Raw genomic sequence first — 16,379 nt, forward strand, 5'->3', positions numbered from 1 at the left:
ACCTGTTCGGGGCGTTTGCGTTTCTGGCGGTTTTTTTGTTTTACAGTGGGGCATCTGTTTTGCGTGGTAACGCTTGCTGGAGGTTTGATGGACAGCGTGGATCTGAATGTCCTGCGCAGCGTGCTCGAATGGCGCCGTGCCGGACAGCGCGTGGTGTTGTACAGCGTGGTGCAGACTTGGGGCAGCGCGCCGCGTCCGCCGGGGGCGATGCTGGCCTTGCGCGGCGACGGGGTGGTGATCGGCTCGGTGTCCGGTGGTTGCATCGAGGATGACTTGATCGCCCGGTTGTACGACGGCCGACTGGCCGACGATGGGCCTCCCGTGCAACTGGTGACCTACGGTGTCACCCGCGATGAGGCCGCGCGCTTTGGCCTGCCGTGTGGCGGCACCCTGCGCCTGACCGAGGAGCGGGTGGAGGCGTGGGCGTGGGTGGCAGAGCTGCTGGCGCGCTGTGAGGATCATCAGATGGTCGCCCGTGAGCTGAACCTTGCCACTGGCGAGGTCACGCTGAGCGCCGCGAGCAAGGCCGATGCGCTGACATTCGACGGCGAACGCCTGCGCGCCATCTACGGCCCGCGCTGGCGCCTGCTGCTGATCGGCGCCGGCCAACTGTCGCGCTACGTGGCGCAGATGGCACGGCTGCTGGATTTCGAGGTGTTGATCTGTGACCCGCGTACCGAGTTCGTCCACGGATGGGAAGAACAGCACGGCCGCTTTGTGCCGGGCATGCCTGACGAAGCGGTGCTGACTATCCAGACCGACGAGCGCACGGCCATCGTCTGCCTGACCCATGATCCGCGCCTGGATGATATGGCGTTGCTCACGGCGCTCAATTCCGACGCGTTCTATATAGGCGCCCTCGGATCGCGGGTCAACAGCCAGAAGCGCCGTGAAGACTTGGCAGCGCTGGGGTTGTCGGCGCAGGCGATTGCGCGCTTGCACGGGCCGATCGGCGTGTATATCGGCAGTCATACGCCGGCGGAGATTGCCCTGTCGTTGCTGGCGCAAATTGTGGCGATCAAGAATGGTGTGGTGGCGTGACGGTCACGGCGATTGTGCTGGCGGCGGGGCAGGGCAGACGGTTCCGGGCTGAGGCAGGTCAGGATAAGTTGCTCGCGGATTGTGTGGGCCTGGACGGCGTGACGCGGCCGGTGATCGAGCAGGTGTTGTTGAGCCTGCCGGAGCGTATTGTGCAGCGCTGGGTGGTGACCTTGCCGGAGCGGCATGAAGTCATTCGGCTGGCCAGGGCCTATGGTTGCGAGGTGCTACTGCTGGAATCGGCAGGCATGGGTGACAGCCTGGCGGCGGCGGTTGCGGCCAGTGGCTCGGCTGATGGTTGGCTGGTGGTGCTTGGGGATATGCCGTTCATTCGGTCGTCGAGTATTGAGCGGGTGAGTGATGGCGTGAAGGCCGATGGCATCAGCGTGCCGGTGCAGGCGGGGCAGTATGGGCATCCCGTGGCGTTTGGCCGGGCGCTTGCGTCGGGGTTGAAGGCGCTGAGCGGTGATCGTGGGGCCAAGTCACTGTTTGCGCGGGCGGCGGTGCATGAGGTTGTGGTGGATGATCCTGGCGTGCTGTGGGATGTGGACGTGCCGCAGTCCTTGAGCTTCAAACCAATCTGAATGTGGGAACACGGCTTATGTGGGAGCAGGCAAGCCAGCTCCCACATTGGAGCTCTGGTGTCTTTCAGAATGCATAAAAAAGCCCCGCCTGATTGCTCAGGCGGGGCTTTTTAGTTGCTGATGGAATCAGACGAGAGGTTTGGTCTCGTGTTCTGCTTCCTGTGCAGCGGCGGCTGCCGCTGCCTCAGCTTCCTTGCGACGACGGCGCACTTCACGTGGGTCGTTCGGCGCACGGCCGTTTTCGGTCAGGGCGCTGGCCGGAGCGGCTTCGACCACCACGGCGGCGACCTCGGCAACAACTGCCACTTCAACCACTGGCGCAGGCTCGACTACCGGTGCAGGTTCAGCCACGGGTGCAGGCTCTGCAGCCACGACTTCTTCGGTAACCGGAGCCGGCGCTTCTTCTACCACTGGGGCAGGCGCTGGTGCTTCAACCGGAGCGGCGGGTTCGGCGGTCCACTGGAAGGCGGTCTGTTCTTCACGAACTTCGCGCACTTCTGGGGCGGCTTCGACAGCCGGTGCTTCAGCCACTGGCTCAGGCTCAACTACTGGGGTTGGCTCAACCGCAACCACTTCAACTGCTGGCAGGGTTTCCTGAACCGGTGCAACTTCCACTTCGGCAACAACCGGAGCTTCGATCGGGGTGATGGCTTCCACGACTGGCGCTTCAACCACCGGCGCTTCTACCGCTGGGGTTTCGGCGACTGGCGCTTCAACGACGGCGGCTTCTTCGACAGCAGCGGTAGCACGCTCGGCCTGCTCGTGAGCCTGGGCTTCAGCAGGAGCGCTGATGACCGAGCTGGCAACAGCAGCGGTAACGGCCAGGCCGGCAGCCAGTTCGCTGCCAGTGGCTTCGCCGGTAGCGGCTTCGGCGTTCTCGCCGGCTTCTTCCGAGCCTTCGATCACGTTGCCGTTGGCATCACGCTGACGCTCACGACGGTTGCTGCGACGACGCTGGCCACGGGAGCGGCGGCGTGGGCGATCGCCTTCGGCGCCGTCCTGACCTTCTTCCTGCGACTGCTCTTCAGCGGTCAGCACTTCTTCGTCTTCGCTGGCAGCGGCTTGCTCGGCACGTGGCTGACGCTCTTCACGCGGTGGGCGTGGAGCACGTTCTTCACGTGGCGCGCGTTCTTCGCGTGGTTGGCGAGCCGGGCGCTCTTCAGCAACAACGGCGGCGCCTGCAGCGGCAACAGCAGGTGCTGCATCCAGTGGCTCGCGCAGTTCACGTACACGTTCTTCACGCTCGCCCCGTGGCTTGCGATCTTCACGCGGGGCACGTGGCGTACGTGGTGCGCGTTCTTCACGCGGTGCACGTTCTTCGCGGGCTACGGTTGGGGTTTCTTCACGGGCTTCGCGCGGGGCACGTTCTTCACGCGGTGCGCGTTCTTCACGTGGCGCACGCTCTTCGCGCGGCTTGCGTTCTTCGTCACGACGACCGTTGCGGTTACGGCTCTGTTGACGGCCGTTGCGACGCTCTTCGTTGCGTGCTGGACGCTCGGCGGCTGGTTTCTCAACCACCACCGGTGCAGCAGGCTCTTCTTTGGTAGCGAACAGGCTGACCAGCGACTTCACCAGGCCTTTGAACAGGCTTGGCTCAGGCAGGACGGCCGGTGCGGCAACCGGGGCGGCTGCTTCAGCCGGAACCGGTGCGTTGGCACGGGCCGGCGCGGTCTTCACGGCCGCTTCCTGGCGAACCAGAGTGCGGGTCGCAGCGGCTGGCTGGACTTCTTCCACTTCGGCAGCGGCAGCGGCGATTTCGTAGCTGGACTGGCCGCTGTGGGCTTCCGGGCTGTCATCGCGCAGGCGCTGGACTTCGAAGTGCGGCGTCTCGAGGTGATCGTTCGGCAGGATCACGATACGGGCACGGGTGCGCAGTTCAATCTTGGTGATCGAGTTGCGTTTTTCGTTGAGCAGGAAGGCTGCAACCGGGATCGGCACTTGCGCGCGGACTTCGGCGGTGCGGTCTTTCAGGGCTTCTTCTTCGATCAGGCGCAGGATCGCCAGGGACAGCGATTCAACGTCACGGATGATGCCGGTGCCGTTGCAACGCGGGCAGACGATGCCGCTGCTTTCGCCCAGGGACGGACGCAGGCGCTGACGGGACATTTCCAGCAGGCCGAAGCGCGAGATACGGCCGACTTGCACACGGGCGCGGTCAGCTTCCAGGCATTCGCGGACTTTCTCTTCCACGGCGCGCTGGTTCTTGGCCGGGGTCATGTCGATGAAGTCGATCACGATCAGGCCGCCGATATCACGCAGGCGCAGCTGGCGGGCGATTTCTTCAGCCGCTTCCAGGTTGGTCTGCAGGGCGGTTTCTTCGATGTCGCTACCCTTCGTGGCGCGCGCCGAGTTGATGTCGATGGACACCAGGGCTTCGGTCGGGTCGATCACGATGGAGCCGCCGGAAGGCAGTTCGACGACGCGCTGGAAGGCGGTCTCGATCTGGCTTTCGATCTGGAAACGGTTGAACAGCGGCACGCTGTCTTCGTACAGCTTGATCTTGCTGGCGTACTGCGGCATCACCTGGCGGATGAAGGTCAGGGCTTCGTCCTGGGCTTCAACGCTGTCGATCAGCACTTCGCCGATGTCCTGGCGCAGGTAGTCGCGGATGGCGCGGATGATCACGTTGCTTTCCTGGTAGATCAGGAACGGCGCGGAACGATCCAGGGACGCTTCTTTGATGGCGGTCCACAGTTGCAGCAGGTAGTCGAGGTCCCACTGCATCTCTTCGCTGCTGCGGCCAAGGCCGGCAGTACGAACGATCAGGCCCATGTCGGCCGGTGCGATCAGGCCGTTCAGCGCTTCACGCAGTTCGTTGCGCTCTTCGCCTTCGATGCGACGGGAAATACCGCCGGCACGTGGGTTGTTCGGCATCAGGACCAGGTAACGGCCAGCCAGGCTGATGAAGGTGGTCAGGGCGGCGCCCTTGTTGCCACGTTCTTCTTTTTCGACCTGGACGATGACTTCCTGGCCTTCGCTCAGGACGTCCTTGATGTTCACGCGGCCTTCGGGGGCTTTCTTGAAGTATTCGCGGGAGATTTCTTTAAGGGGCAGGAAGCCGTGGCGCTCGGAGCCGAAATCGACAAAGGCAGCCTCAAGGCTTGGTTCGATGCGAGTAATACGGCCTTTATAGATGTTGGCCTTCTTTTGCTCGCGTGCACCGGATTCGATGTCCAGGTCGTAGAGGCGTTGGCCATCTACCAGTGCAACACGCAACTCTTCGGGTTGAGTTGCGTTAATCAGCATTCTTTTCATGTTGTACCGTCGGTTTCCGGGCTGCCGGAAACGGCGTTCGGCACACACGACTTCTCACGGTCGGTGTCAGGTGCGTCAAGAGTGGTTGGCCACTCCAGTGTCCAGCAAATACAGGCCAATTGGGCCGGTATCGCGACGGACGCGTCCTGCTTGTTAGCGGTGGTGACAAAGGCACCACTTCAACAAAAGCTAAGGTCAGGAGGAGGAATCAACCGGCGACTGTGGACGAGATGAAGCGTCTAAATATAAGCCTAGTGCTACACGGTCCGACGGTTGTGCATCTCCACCCTACACGTATCCCTGATAATTCGGGTGCTGCCGCGCGCAGAATCCGCAGCGGGTTGGCATTTACCGTGTTTTCCAATGGGGAGAACACGCTCATGGCTAAACAAGACTGGGTGAGGGCGACTGCGCTCTCACTCAGCTCTTAACAGGCGTTGTTTCCGAAGCATTCGCCATGGTCTGGCTCAAGACTGACTGCACTTTGTGAACTGGCCGTAAATATCGGCGCAAAACGCGAGTATTCACTCTGCTTTCTGCACTCGCTTCAGGCCTCATGTCACCTGCGCTCGTTACAATCCTGAGCTTTCCAAGGTGGCGAAAGCCCCGTAGGACGGCCTCGCGTCCTGATGAATTGCGATGGTCAGGGCCGGCTGTGTGCCGCATGTCCTCTGGCCAGGCCGCTTTTGGCGGCGTTCGCGACTATAGCAGCAATGATTAAGTGCTTCAATTCCATAAAAAATTGTTATCATCGCCGGCATGACGACTACCGCCCCCCAGACCCCCAGCGTCCAGCTGCTTGAGGTCTCGCCGGAATATGCCGGCCAACGCATCGACAATTTTCTCCTGGCCAGGCTCAAAGGCGTGCCCAAGACCTTGATTTACCGCATCTTGCGTAAAGGTGAAGTGCGGGTGAACAAGGGCCGGATCAAGCCCGAGTACAAGCTGCAGGCGGGCGATATCGTCCGCGTGCCGCCGGTGCGCGTGCCTGAGCGTGACGAGCCTGTGCCATTGGCTCAGGGCTTGTTGCAGCGCCTGGAAGCCTCGATTGTCTTCGAAGACAACAAGCTGATCGTAATCAACAAGCCCTGCGGCATTGCCGTGCACGGTGGCAGCGGCCTGACGTTCGGCGTGATTGAAGCCTTCCGTCAGTTGCGCCCGGATGCCAAGGAGCTGGAACTGGTCCACCGCCTGGACCGTGACACCTCCGGTCTGCTGATGATCGCCAAGAAGCGCAGCATGTTGCGTCACCTGCACACCGCCCTGCGTGGCGATGGCGTGGACAAGCGCTACATGGCGCTGGTGCGTGGCAACTGGGCCAGCTCGATCAAGAGCGTGCGTGCACCGTTGCAGAAGAGCAACCTGCGCTCCGGCGAACGCATGGTCGAAGTGGACGAGGAGGGCAAAGAAGCCCTGACCCTGTTCAAGGTGCTGCGCCGTTTCGGTGACTTCGCCACGATGGTCGAGGCCAAGCCGGTGACCGGGCGTACCCACCAGATCCGTGTGCACACGCTGCACGCCGGGCATTGCATCGCGGGCGACACCAAGTATGGCGACGAGGATTTCTCCAGGGAGATCCGCGACCTGGGCGGCAAGCGCCTGTTCCTGCACGCCTACATGCTCACTGTGCCGCTGCCCGATGGCGGTGAATTGAAGTTGCAGGCCCCGGTCGATGAGATGTGGGCCAAGACCGTGGAGCGTTTGAGTGTCGCACCTTGATTACAAGCTGCTGATTTTTGATTGGGACGGCACCCTGGCCAATTCCATTGGCCGGATCGTCGAGTCGATGCATGCCGCGTCGACCCGCTCGGGTTATGCGTTGTGCACGGATCACGCGGTCAAGGGCATCATCGGCCTGGGTTTGCCTGAGGCGATCCGCACCTTGTACCCCGACATCAGCGACGCTGAGCTGATCGCCTTTCGCGAGCACTACGCCGATCACTACATTGCGCTGGAGGCCGAGCCTTCGCCGCTGTTTGAGGGCGTGGTGCAGTCCCTGGCCGCGTTCCGTGCCGAGGGCTACCAGTTGGCCGTCGCCACCGGCAAGGCCCGTCGCGGCCTGGATCGGGTGCTCAAGGCCCACGGTTGGGAAGATTATTTCGACATCACCCGTGCTGCCGATGAAACCGCCAGCAAGCCGCACCCGTTGATGCTGGAGCAGATCCTGGCCCATTGCGGCGTATCGCCGCGCCAGGCGTTGATGGTGGGTGATGCTTCCTTCGACCTGATGATGGCTCGCAATGCTGGCATGGACAGTGTCGCGGTCAGCTATGGTGCCCAGGCCGCCGAGGCCTTGCAGCAATACGAGCCGCGGCTGACGATCGATCATTTTTCCGAATTGCAGGCCTGGCTCGGCCGGGCCCAATAAGTCTTTGCTGGGGTTAATGGCATGAGTGATGAGTGGAAAGCGCCCGAAAAGGCCCAGAGTGGTGACGACAAGAGCTGGAAGCTGCTGGAGAAGACCCTCCTGGCCAGCGTCCAGGAGCAGCGTCGTTCGCGGCGTTGGGGGATTTTCTTCAAGCTGCTGACCTTCACCTACCTGTTCGGCATGCTGGTGTTGTTCAGCCCGCTGGTGGACATGGAGAAAAGCGCCACCCGTGGCAGTCATTACACCGCCTTGATCGAAGTGTGTGGGGTGATTGCCGACAAGGAGTCCGCCAGTGCCGACAATATTGTCGGCAGCCTGCGCACCGCGTTTGAAGACCCCAAGGTCAAGGGCGTGATCCTGCGCATCAACAGCCCTGGCGGCAGCCCGGTGCAGTCGGGTTATGTGTATGACGAGATTCGCCGTCTGCGTGCCCTGCACCCGGATACCAAGCTGTACGCGGTGATTTCCGACCTGGGTGCCTCCGGCGCCTATTACATCGCCAGTGCCGCCGACCAGATCTATGCCGACAAGGCCAGCCTGGTGGGGTCCATTGGTGTGACGGCGGCCGGTTACGGCTTTGTCGGCACCATGGAGAAGCTGGGGGTGGAACGTCGCACCTACAATTCAGGCGAGCACAAATCGTTCCTTGACCCTTTCCAGCCGCAAAAGGCGGATGAAACCCAGTTCTGGCAGGGCGTGCTCGACACTACCCATCGCCAGTTCATTGCCAGTGTGAAGCAAGGGCGTGGCGATCGTCTGAAGGATAAGGATCACCCAGAGCTGTTTTCCGGGTTGGTCTGGTCGGGCGAGCAAGCGTTGCCGCTGGGCTTGATCGATGGCTTGGGCAGTGCCAGCTCGGTAGCGCGCGATGTCATCGGCGAGAAAGAGCTGGTGGACTTCACTGTGCAGGAATCGCCGTTTGACCGGTTCTCCAAGAAGCTGGGGGCCAGTGTGGCAGAGAAGCTCGCGCTGTATATGGGCTTCCAGGGGCCGACCCTGCGCTGAGATTCTGAACCTGTTGTAGATCTAAATGTGGGAGCGGGCTTGCTCGCGAATGCGGTGTTTCAGTCACCTGATGTATTGGCTGACCCACTGCATTCGCGAGCAAGCCCGCTCCCACATTTGCTTTGCGATGTGTTTAAGGGATTTGCACACCCTCGGCCAGCAGCATATCCACCAGTCGAATCAGTGGCAGCCCGATCAAGCTGGTCGCATCCGGCCCTTCGGTACTCTGGAACAGGCTCACCCCTAGCCCTTCAGCCTTGAAGCTGCCTGCGCAGTCATACGGCTGCTCGATCCGCAGGTAACGCTCGATTCGCTCGGCGTCCAGCGCGCGCATCTGCACCGTAAACGGCACGCAGTCCACCTGGCAGTGCCCCGTCTCGCTGTTGAGCAGTGCCAGGCCGGTCAGGAAGCTCACGCGCTTGCCGCTGGCGGCCAGCAGCTGTTCGCGGGCGTTCTCGAAGGTGTGCGGCTTGCCGATGATCCGTCCGTCGAGCGCGGCCACCTGGTCGGAGCCAATGATCAAATGCCCCGGATGAGCGGCGGCAAGGGCGCGGGCCTTTTCTTCGGCGAGGCGTTTGACCAGTTCGACGGCGGACTCATTGGCGCGATGGCTTTCGTCAATATCCGGCGAGCTGCAGATGAACGGCAAGTGCAGGCGGCCGAGCAATTCCCGGCGATAAACCGAGCTGGAAGCGAGTAATAAAGGCAGCATGGGCGTCTCCTCAAGGCAGTCGCGGATTCTAGCGAGGAGTCCAGGTGACGGACAGGGCTGAATTTCCTTTGACATGGCTGGGTGCATCCCTATAATGCTGCGCCTATGTTGAATGACCCGATTCCACCTCACGTTGACCCGCGCAAATTGGCAGATCGTGGCACTTCCCTTCAAGGTGAATTGCTGCTGGCCGATTTGGAGAGACTCTGCGACCCGCTTTCCGACACTGTCGGTACGGTGCAGGCGAAATTCGTTTTTGAACGAGATGAACGTAAATCTGTGGTAATTCACAGCTTTATCGACACCGAGGTCAAAATGGTTTGCCAGCGTTGTCTTGAGCTGGTCACCCTGCCGATTCACAGCGAATGCAGTTACGCTGTGGTGAAGGAGGGTGCGAATACCCAGTCGTTACCGAAAGGTTATGACGTGCTGGAACTGGGCGAAGATCCATTGGATCTGCATGCACTGATCGAGGAGGAGCTCTTGCTCGCCTTGCCCATTGTGCCTGCTCATCATCCGGAAGAATGCCAGCAGCCGGAGGGGCTCGATGACGAGCCCGAACCGAGCGAGGACGAGGTAACGCGGTCCAACCCGTTCAGTGTATTGGCGCAGTTAAAGCGTGACCCAAACGTTTAGGAGTTAATCAATTATGGCTGTTCAGCAGAACAAAAAATCCCGCTCTGCCCGTGACATGCGTCGTTCGCACGACGCCCTGACGGCGAGCACTCTGTCTGTAGAAAAAACCACCGGTGAAATTCACCTGCGTCACCACGTATCGCCAGAAGGCGTATACCGTGGCCGTAAAGTGATCGACAAGGGCGCTGACGAGTAATCACTTGTCTGCTCTAGTCATCGCGATAGACGCAATGGGCGGGGACTTCGGTCCCCGCAGCATTGTTCAGGCCTGCATTGCCAGCCTGTCTGCAACGCCCTCGCTGCACCTGACCCTCGTCGGTCAACCCTCCTTACTTGAAGACTTGATTGCCAGCCATCCGGCGGTGGATCGCGCGCGCCTGACAATTACGCCAGCCAGCGAAACCATCACCATGGATGAAAAGCCGGCGGCTGCCCTGCGTGGCAAGCCTGACTCTTCAATGCGCGTGGCCTTGGAGCTGTTGCGCGATGGCAAGGTGCAAGCCTGTGTCAGTGCCGGCAACACCGGCGCGCTGATGGCGTTGTCGCGCTATGTGCTCAAGACGTTGCCGGGCATTGATCGCCCGGCGATGGTCGCGGCGATTCCGACGCAGAAAGGCTATTGCCAGCTGCTGGACCTGGGCGCAAACGTCGATTGCAGTGCCGAGCATCTGTTCCAGTTTGCGGTGATGGGCTCTGTGGCCGCCGAAGCACTGGGCGTGGCGCGGCCGCGGGTGGCCCTGCTGAATATCGGCACCGAAGACATCAAGGGCAACCAGCAGGTCAAGCTCGCGGCCACGTTGTTACAGGGCGCGCGCGGCTTGAACTACATCGGTTTTGTCGAGGGGGACGGTTTGTACCGGGGCGAAGCGGATGTGGTGGTGTGCGACGGATTTGTCGGCAATATCCTGCTTAAATCCAGTGAAGGCCTGGCGACGATGATCGCCACGCGCATTGAAGCGCTGTTCAAGCAGAGCGTCGCTTCACGCCTGGTGGGTGCTTTGGCGCTGCCATTGATGCGCCGCTTGCAGGCTGACCTGGCGCCGGCGCGGCATAACGGTGCGAGCTTTCTCGGCTTGCAGGGCATTGTGGTGAAAAGCCATGGCTCGGCCGGTGTGGAAGGCTTTCAAAGTGCGATTGCGCGGGCTGTGATCGAGATCCAGGAAAACCTGCCGCAACGCTTGCACGGCCGTCTCGGGGACCTGTTGCCTTAGGCGAATCGGCCCGAAAATGCTTAAATGTGACCGGCCAGTTCAATTGACCATCCAATTTGTCAGTTTCGTGCGCTCCCACCGTAGGCGCGTTCATTTTTGACGACCAGATCATTAGGGGCTTGTTACATGTCTACATCCCTCGCATTCGTCTTTCCAGGGCAGGGTTCGCAGTCCCTCGGCATGTTGGCCGAGCTGGGCGCGCAATACCCGCTGATCCTGGATACCTTCAAGGAAGCTTCCGACGCCCTGGGTTACGACCTGTGGGCACTGACCCAGCAAGGGCCGGAAGAGCAACTCAATCAAACCGATAAAACCCAGCCGGCCATCCTGACCGCTTCGATCGCCCTGTGGCGCTTGTGGCTGGCAGAAGGCGGCGCGCGTCCGGCATTCGTTGCCGGTCATAGCCTGGGCGAATACAGCGCCCTGGTGGCGGCGGGCAGCCTGACGCTCGCGGAAGCGGTCAAGCTGGTCGAGCGCCGTGGCCAATTGATGCAAGAAGCAGTTCCGGCCGGGCAGGGCGGCATGGCCGCTATCCTGGGGCTGGACGACGCCGTGGTGATCGAAGCCTGTGCCGAAGCGGCCCAGGGCGAAGTGGTCAGCGCGGTGAACTTCAACTCACCTGGCCAGGTTGTGATCGCTGGTGCCAAGGCTGCCGTTGAACGCGCCATCGAAGGCTGCAAGGCCCGTGGCGCCAAGCGTGCTTTGCCGTTGCCGGTAAGCGTGCCGTCGCACTGCGAGCTGATGCGCCCGGCAGCCGAGCGCTTTGCCGAGTCCATCGCCGCCATCAACTGGCAGGCGCCGCAGATCCCGCTGGTGCAGAACGTCAGCGCGGCCGTTGCCGCTGATCTCGACACCCTCAAGCGCGACCTGCTGGAGCAACTCTACAAGCCAGTGCGCTGGGTTGAATCGGTGCAGACCCTGGCTGCCAATGGCGCCACCGAGCTGGTCGAGTGCGGTCCGGGCAAAGTCCTGGCCGGCCTGAACAAGCGCTGCGCCGACGGCGTGTCGACTGCCAACCTCAATACCCCGGATGCCTTCGCTGCCGCTCGTGCAGCACTGGCCTGAGCCTTTATTTACGAACTTGGGAGAAGCCTGCATGAGTCTGCAAGGTAAAGTTGCACTGGTTACCGGCGCCAGCCGTGGCATTGGCCAGGCGATCGCCCTGGAACTGGGCCGTCAGGGCGCCGTTGTGATCGGCACCGCCACTTCCGCTTCGGGCGCCGAGCGTATCGCCGCGACCCTGAAGGAAAACGGCGTGCAAGGCACCGGCCTGGAGCTGAACGTGACCAGCGATGAGTCCGTGGCCGCTGTATTGGCCCAGATCACCGCAGAGTTCGGCGCGCCGGCTATTCTGGTAAACAACGCCGGTATCACCCGCGACAACCTGATGATGCGCATGAAAGACGACGAGTGGTACGACGTGGTCGATACCAACTTGAACAGTCTGTTTCGCCTGTCCAAGGGCGTTCTGCGCGGCATGACCAAGGCGCGTTGGGGCCGAATTATCAATATTGGCTCCGTAGTGGGTGCCATGGGCAACGCAGGCCAAGTAAACTACGCGTCCGCCAAGGCCGGTCTGGAAGGTTTCAGCCGGGCATTGGCACGTGAAGTCGGTTCGCGGTCGATTACGGTCAACTCGGTGGCCCCTGGGTTCATCGACACCGATATGACCCGCGAACTGCCGGAAGCACAGCGTGAAGCCTTGCTGACGCAGATTCCGCTGGGCCGTCTGGGCCAGGCTCAAGAGATCGCGAATGTGGTGTCTTTCCTGGCATCCGACGGTGCGGCATACGTGACTGGGGCTACAATCCCGGTTAACGGCGGGATGTACATGAGTTAAATTGTGACGGATCGCTTCAAAAAAATGTCATACGAGCTGTCTAAAATCCGTTATAAAGCTGCAACTTAATTTAGAGGCGGGTGGCCGAACGGGTAGGTGGTGAAGCTTTCAGTTGAAAAGCTGAAAAGGCTTTCTATACACTTACCCACTGGCCAGCTGCCTGAATTTGTCCATTAGGAGTTAAACAAGGTATGAGCACCATCGAAGAGCGCGTCAAGAAAATCGTTGCCGAGCAACTGGGCGTTAAAGAAGAAGAAGTGGTCAACACTGCTTCCTTCGTAGAAGACCTGGGTGCCGATTCCCTTGACACCGTTGAGCTGGTGATGGCTCTGGAAGAGGAATTCGAGACCGAAATCCCGGACGAAGAAGCTGAAAAAATCACTACTGTTCAAGCTGCTATCGACTACGTTACCAGCCATCAGGCGTAATAGTTTTTAGTCGTCGCTTGCTGTTGGGAAAAACCGCACTGCTGTTACAGCGTGCGGTTTTTTCTTTAGCTCTGACGAAAAGTGGTTTTGAAGCGAAGTGTCGTCATTAGAAAAAGGAGAGTGCTGTGTCGCGTAGACGCGTCGTAGTCACCGGTATGGGTATGTTGTCGCCACTGGGTACGGATGTGCCGAGCAGTTGGCAGGGCATTCTGGCTGGCCGCAGTGGTATTGGTCTGATTGAACACACGGACCTTTCTGCCTATTCCACCCGTTTTGGCGGCTCGGTAAAGGGTTTCAATGTCGAGGAATATCTCTCGGTCAAAGAGTCCCGCAAGCTCGACCTGTTCATTCAGTACGGCCTGGCAGCCGGTTTTCAGGCAGTGCGTAACGCCGGCCTGGAAGTCACCGACGCCAACCGTGACCGCATTGGCGTGGCCATGGGCTCGGGTATTGGTGGTCTGACCAATATCGAAGAAACCAGCCGCATCTTGCACGATACTGGCCCCCGTCGAATTTCACCGTTCTTCGTGCCGGGCTCGATCATCAATATGATTTCCGGTTTCCTGTCCATCCACCTGGGTGCACAGGGGCCTAACTACGCCATTGCCACGGCGTGCACCACGGGTACGCATTGCATCGGCATGGCGGCGCGCAACATCGCCTACGACGAAGCCGACGTGATGATTGCCGGTGGCGCCGAAATGGCCGCCTGCGGCCTCGGCATGGGCGGCTTCGGCGCGTCTCGTGCGCTGTCCACCCGCAACGATGAGCCGACCCGTGCCAGCCGTCCGTGGGACAAGGGCCGTGACGGTTTCGTCCTGTCCGACGGTGCCGGTGCCCTGGTGCTGGAAGAGTTGGAGCACGCCAAGGCGCGTGGTGCCACCATCTACGCCGAGCTGATCGGTTTTGGCATGAGCGGTGACGCCTATCACATGACTTCGCCACCGTCCGACGGTGCCGGTGCTGCGCGTTGCATCACCAATGCTCTGCGCGATGCGAAGATCAATGCCGACCAGGTGCAGTACATCAACGCCCACGGCACCTCGACGCCGACTGGCGACCTGGCGGAAGCCGAGGCCATCAAATCGGTGTTCGGCGAGCATGCCTACAAGCTGGCGGTCAGCTCCACCAAGTCCATGACGGGCCACCTGTTGGGCGCGGCGGGCGCGGTCGAAGCGATCTTCAGCGTCATGGCCATCAAGGACCAGGTCGCTCCGCCGACCATCAACCTGGATGAGCCGGACGAAGGTTGCGACCTGAACTTCGTACCGCACGAAGCGCAGCCGATGCCGATCGACGTGACGATTTCCAACTCGTTCGGCTTTGGTGGCACCAACGGCTCCCTGGTGTTCCGCCGGTTCGCCGAGTGATGGAAAGCTGGGTCGACGGTCAGCCAGCGGACAGCGTGCCCCTGAAAGATCGCGGCCTGGCCTATGGCGATGGGCTGTTCGAGACCATCGCCGTCAAGGCCGGGCAGCCTGTGCTGCTCGACCGTCACCTGCAACGTCTCGACGACGGCTGCAGGCGCCTCGCTTTAGTTGCGGATCACGGGGTGATCCGCAACGAAGTGCTGGCCTATGCCGCCGCCCTTGGTGGTGGTGTGCTCAAGTTGATCCTCACCCGCGGCGACAGCCTGCGCGGTTATGGCATCAACCCCGGCGCCTCGGTGCGCCGTATCTTGCAGGGCAGTCCGCCCGCAACCTATCCCCCCGCCCATGGAACCGACGGCATCCGCCTGTTTCCGTGTGCCACCCGTTTGGCCGAGCAACCCTTGTTGGCTGGCCTCAAGCATCTCAATCGCCTGGAGCAAGTGATTGCCCGCACCGAATGGCAGGATGCCGAGCACGCCGAAGGCTTGATGCTGGATGTGTCTGGTCGTGTCATCGAAGGTGTGTTCAGCAACCTGTTCTTGGTGCGCAACGGCTTGTTACTAACCGCTGATCTGACGCGTTGCGGGGTTGCCGGCGTCATGCGTGCCGAGATCCTGGCCCAGGCGCAAACCCTGGGCGTCCCGGTGGCCGTGGCCGACATCAGCCTTGAGCAGTTGCGACAGGCTGACGAAGTCTTTGTCTGCAACAGCGTTTATGGCATTTGGCCGGTGCGCGGCTGCGCTGCGATGAGCTGGCCGGTTGGGCCGCTCACCCGTAAACTGCAGGGCATTGTTCGCGCGCTATTGGATATTTGAGTTGATACGAAAACTGGTTGTACTGCTGCTGGTCGGTGTGTTCTCGGCGGCCTTGCTGTTGGGCTATGGCGCCTGGAAATACGACGCTGCCCTCAAGCAGCCCCTGAACCTGACCCAGGAGCAATTGCTCGACGTACCGGCCGGGGCGACCCCCACCGGTACCTTCAATCGCCTGGAAGCCGACGGTGTGCTCGACGGCGCGTTCTGGCTGCGCCTGTACTGGCGCTTCAACCTAGATGGCCAGCCTCTGCACAGCGGTGAATACCGCATGACCCCCGGCATGACGGCCCAGGGCTTGATCGGCCTGTGGCAGCGCGGCGAAGTCGTGCAATACAGCCTTACCCTGGTGGAAGGCTGGAATTTCCGCCAAGTACGCTCAGCGCTGGCAAAGCATGAAAAAATCGTACAAACCCTGTCGGGCCTGACTGACAGCGAAGTCATGGAGAAACTCGGCCACCCCGGCGTGTTCCCTGAAGGGCGGTTCTTCCCCGACACCTACCGCTTCGTGCGCGGGATGACCGACGCCGAGTTCCTGAAAAAAGCCTACAACCGCCTGGACGATGTGCTCGCCCAGGAGTGGAGCAAGCGCGCCCCAGATGCGCCCTACACCGAGCCCTATCAAGCGCTGATCATGGCGTCGCTGGTCGAGAAAGAGACCGGCGTACCGGAAGAGCGTGGCCAGATCGCCGGCGTGTTTGTGCGCCGCCTGAAGATCGGCATGCTGCTGCAGACCGACCCGACAGTGATCTACGGCCTCGGCGAGCGCTACAACGGCAAGTTGACCCGCGCCCACCTCAAGGAAGCCAACCCTTACAACACCTACATGATTGCCGGCCTGCCGCCGACGCCGATCGCCATGGTCGGCCGCGAAGCGATCCATGCCGCGCTGAACCCGGTGCCAGGCAGCAGCCTGTATTTTGTCGCCCGTGGCGATGGCAGCCATATTTTCTCCGATGACCTGGATGCCCACAATGCCGCCGTGCGTGAGTTCCAACTCAAGCGCCGCGCCGATTACCGCTCCAGCCCGGCGCCCGTGGTAAAACCGGCGGAAGAGGCGGCGCCTGCGGCCGACACGCCCGCCGAGCCGCAAAGCCCGCAATGACTCTGACTAAGGACT

General features: G+C 61.3%; 16 protein-coding genes. 14 read left to right on the plus strand and 2 right to left on the minus strand.

The window, feature by feature from the left end:
* The first annotated feature begins 87 nt into the window (after window positions 1–87).
* Window positions 88–1,041, plus strand: coding sequence for an XdhC family protein (locus DBR46_RS24040; RefSeq protein WP_124528219.1), 954 nt, complete (start codon window positions 88–90; stop codon window positions 1,039–1,041).
* On the plus strand, window positions 1,038–1,622 hold the full coding sequence (locus tag DBR46_RS24045) for an NTP transferase domain-containing protein (protein WP_124528220.1): 585 nt from the start codon (window positions 1,038–1,040) through the stop codon (window positions 1,620–1,622). The genes DBR46_RS24040 and DBR46_RS24045 overlap by 4 nt, the downstream gene beginning before the upstream one ends.
* Before the next feature lie 126 nt (window positions 1,623–1,748).
* On the opposite strand, the gene rne is transcribed toward DBR46_RS24045, so the two are convergent.
* Window positions 1,749–4,877, minus strand: a complete 3,129-nt coding sequence (gene rne, locus DBR46_RS24050; RefSeq protein WP_218569336.1) for a ribonuclease E — start codon at window positions 4,875–4,877, stop codon at window positions 1,749–1,751.
* Between the two features lie 759 nt (window positions 4,878–5,636).
* Between rne and rluC the strand changes: the two genes are divergently transcribed.
* From rluC to DBR46_RS24065, 3 genes are read left to right on the plus strand one after another with little or no spacing between them, the layout of a single operon-like run.
* Window positions 5,637–6,596, plus strand: coding sequence for a 23S rRNA pseudouridine(955/2504/2580) synthase RluC (gene rluC / locus DBR46_RS24055; RefSeq protein WP_056861649.1), 960 nt, complete (start codon window positions 5,637–5,639; stop codon window positions 6,594–6,596).
* Window positions 6,583–7,245, plus strand: a complete 663-nt coding sequence (locus DBR46_RS24060; protein WP_124528222.1) for an HAD-IA family hydrolase — start codon at window positions 6,583–6,585, stop codon at window positions 7,243–7,245. The genes rluC and DBR46_RS24060 overlap by 14 nt, the downstream gene beginning before the upstream one ends.
* A gap of 21 nt (window positions 7,246–7,266) precedes the next feature.
* The gene (locus DBR46_RS24065) at window positions 7,267–8,250 is read left to right on the plus strand and encodes a S49 family peptidase (protein ID WP_124528223.1); all 984 of its coding nucleotides are present in this window, start codon (window positions 7,267–7,269) and stop codon (window positions 8,248–8,250) included.
* Between the two features lie 133 nt (window positions 8,251–8,383).
* Here the strand turns inward: DBR46_RS24065 and DBR46_RS24070 are convergent, their stop codons facing one another.
* Window positions 8,384–8,962, minus strand: coding sequence for a nucleoside triphosphate pyrophosphatase (locus DBR46_RS24070; RefSeq protein ID WP_124528224.1), 579 nt, complete (start codon window positions 8,960–8,962; stop codon window positions 8,384–8,386).
* Between the two features lie 105 nt (window positions 8,963–9,067).
* Between DBR46_RS24070 and DBR46_RS24075 the strand changes: the two genes are divergently transcribed.
* The 9 genes from DBR46_RS24075 (at window position 9,068) to mltG (ending at window position 16,364) form a co-directional block, all read left to right on the plus strand.
* The gene (locus DBR46_RS24075) at window positions 9,068–9,598 is read left to right on the plus strand and encodes a YceD family protein (RefSeq protein WP_017737760.1); all 531 of its coding nucleotides are present in this window, start codon (window positions 9,068–9,070) and stop codon (window positions 9,596–9,598) included.
* 13 nt (window positions 9,599–9,611) lie between these two features.
* Entirely contained in the window at window positions 9,612–9,794 is a 183-nt protein-coding gene (gene rpmF / locus DBR46_RS24080) for a 50S ribosomal protein L32 (RefSeq protein ID WP_008152339.1), read from the plus strand.
* A gap of 4 nt (window positions 9,795–9,798) precedes the next feature.
* Window positions 9,799–10,809: a phosphate acyltransferase PlsX gene (gene plsX / locus DBR46_RS24085; protein WP_124528225.1), complete on the plus strand. Its 1,011-nt coding sequence runs from the start codon at window positions 9,799–9,801 to the stop codon at window positions 10,807–10,809.
* 126 nt (window positions 10,810–10,935) lie between these two features.
* Window positions 10,936–11,874 (plus strand): ACP S-malonyltransferase, encoded by a 939-nt coding sequence (gene fabD, locus DBR46_RS24090; protein WP_122514644.1) that lies wholly within the window; start codon window positions 10,936–10,938, stop codon window positions 11,872–11,874.
* Window positions 11,875–11,905: 31 nt separating this feature from the next.
* Window positions 11,906–12,649: a 3-oxoacyl-ACP reductase FabG gene (gene fabG, locus DBR46_RS24095; RefSeq protein ID WP_124528226.1), complete on the plus strand. Its 744-nt coding sequence runs from the start codon at window positions 11,906–11,908 to the stop codon at window positions 12,647–12,649.
* A 191-nt stretch (window positions 12,650–12,840) separates the two neighbouring features.
* Entirely contained in the window at window positions 12,841–13,077 is a 237-nt protein-coding gene (gene acpP / locus DBR46_RS24100) for an acyl carrier protein (RefSeq protein WP_003175607.1), read from the plus strand.
* A 125-nt stretch (window positions 13,078–13,202) separates the two neighbouring features.
* Window positions 13,203–14,447, plus strand: coding sequence for a beta-ketoacyl-ACP synthase II (fabF, locus tag DBR46_RS24105; protein WP_026136914.1), 1,245 nt, complete (start codon window positions 13,203–13,205; stop codon window positions 14,445–14,447).
* Window positions 14,447–15,262, plus strand: a complete 816-nt coding sequence (pabC, locus tag DBR46_RS24110) for an aminodeoxychorismate lyase (protein ID WP_124528227.1) — start codon at window positions 14,447–14,449, stop codon at window positions 15,260–15,262. Before fabF ends, pabC begins: the two co-directional genes overlap by 1 nt.
* A gap of 1 nt (window position 15,263) precedes the next feature.
* Window positions 15,264–16,364 (plus strand): endolytic transglycosylase MltG, encoded by a 1,101-nt coding sequence (gene mltG / locus DBR46_RS24115; RefSeq protein ID WP_124528228.1) that lies wholly within the window; start codon window positions 15,264–15,266, stop codon window positions 16,362–16,364.
* The last annotated feature ends 15 nt before the right edge of the window (window positions 16,365–16,379 follow it).

Source organism: Pseudomonas sp. KBW05 (genome assembly GCF_003852405.1).
Classification (GTDB): Bacteria; Pseudomonadota; Gammaproteobacteria; order Pseudomonadales; family Pseudomonadaceae; genus Aquipseudomonas.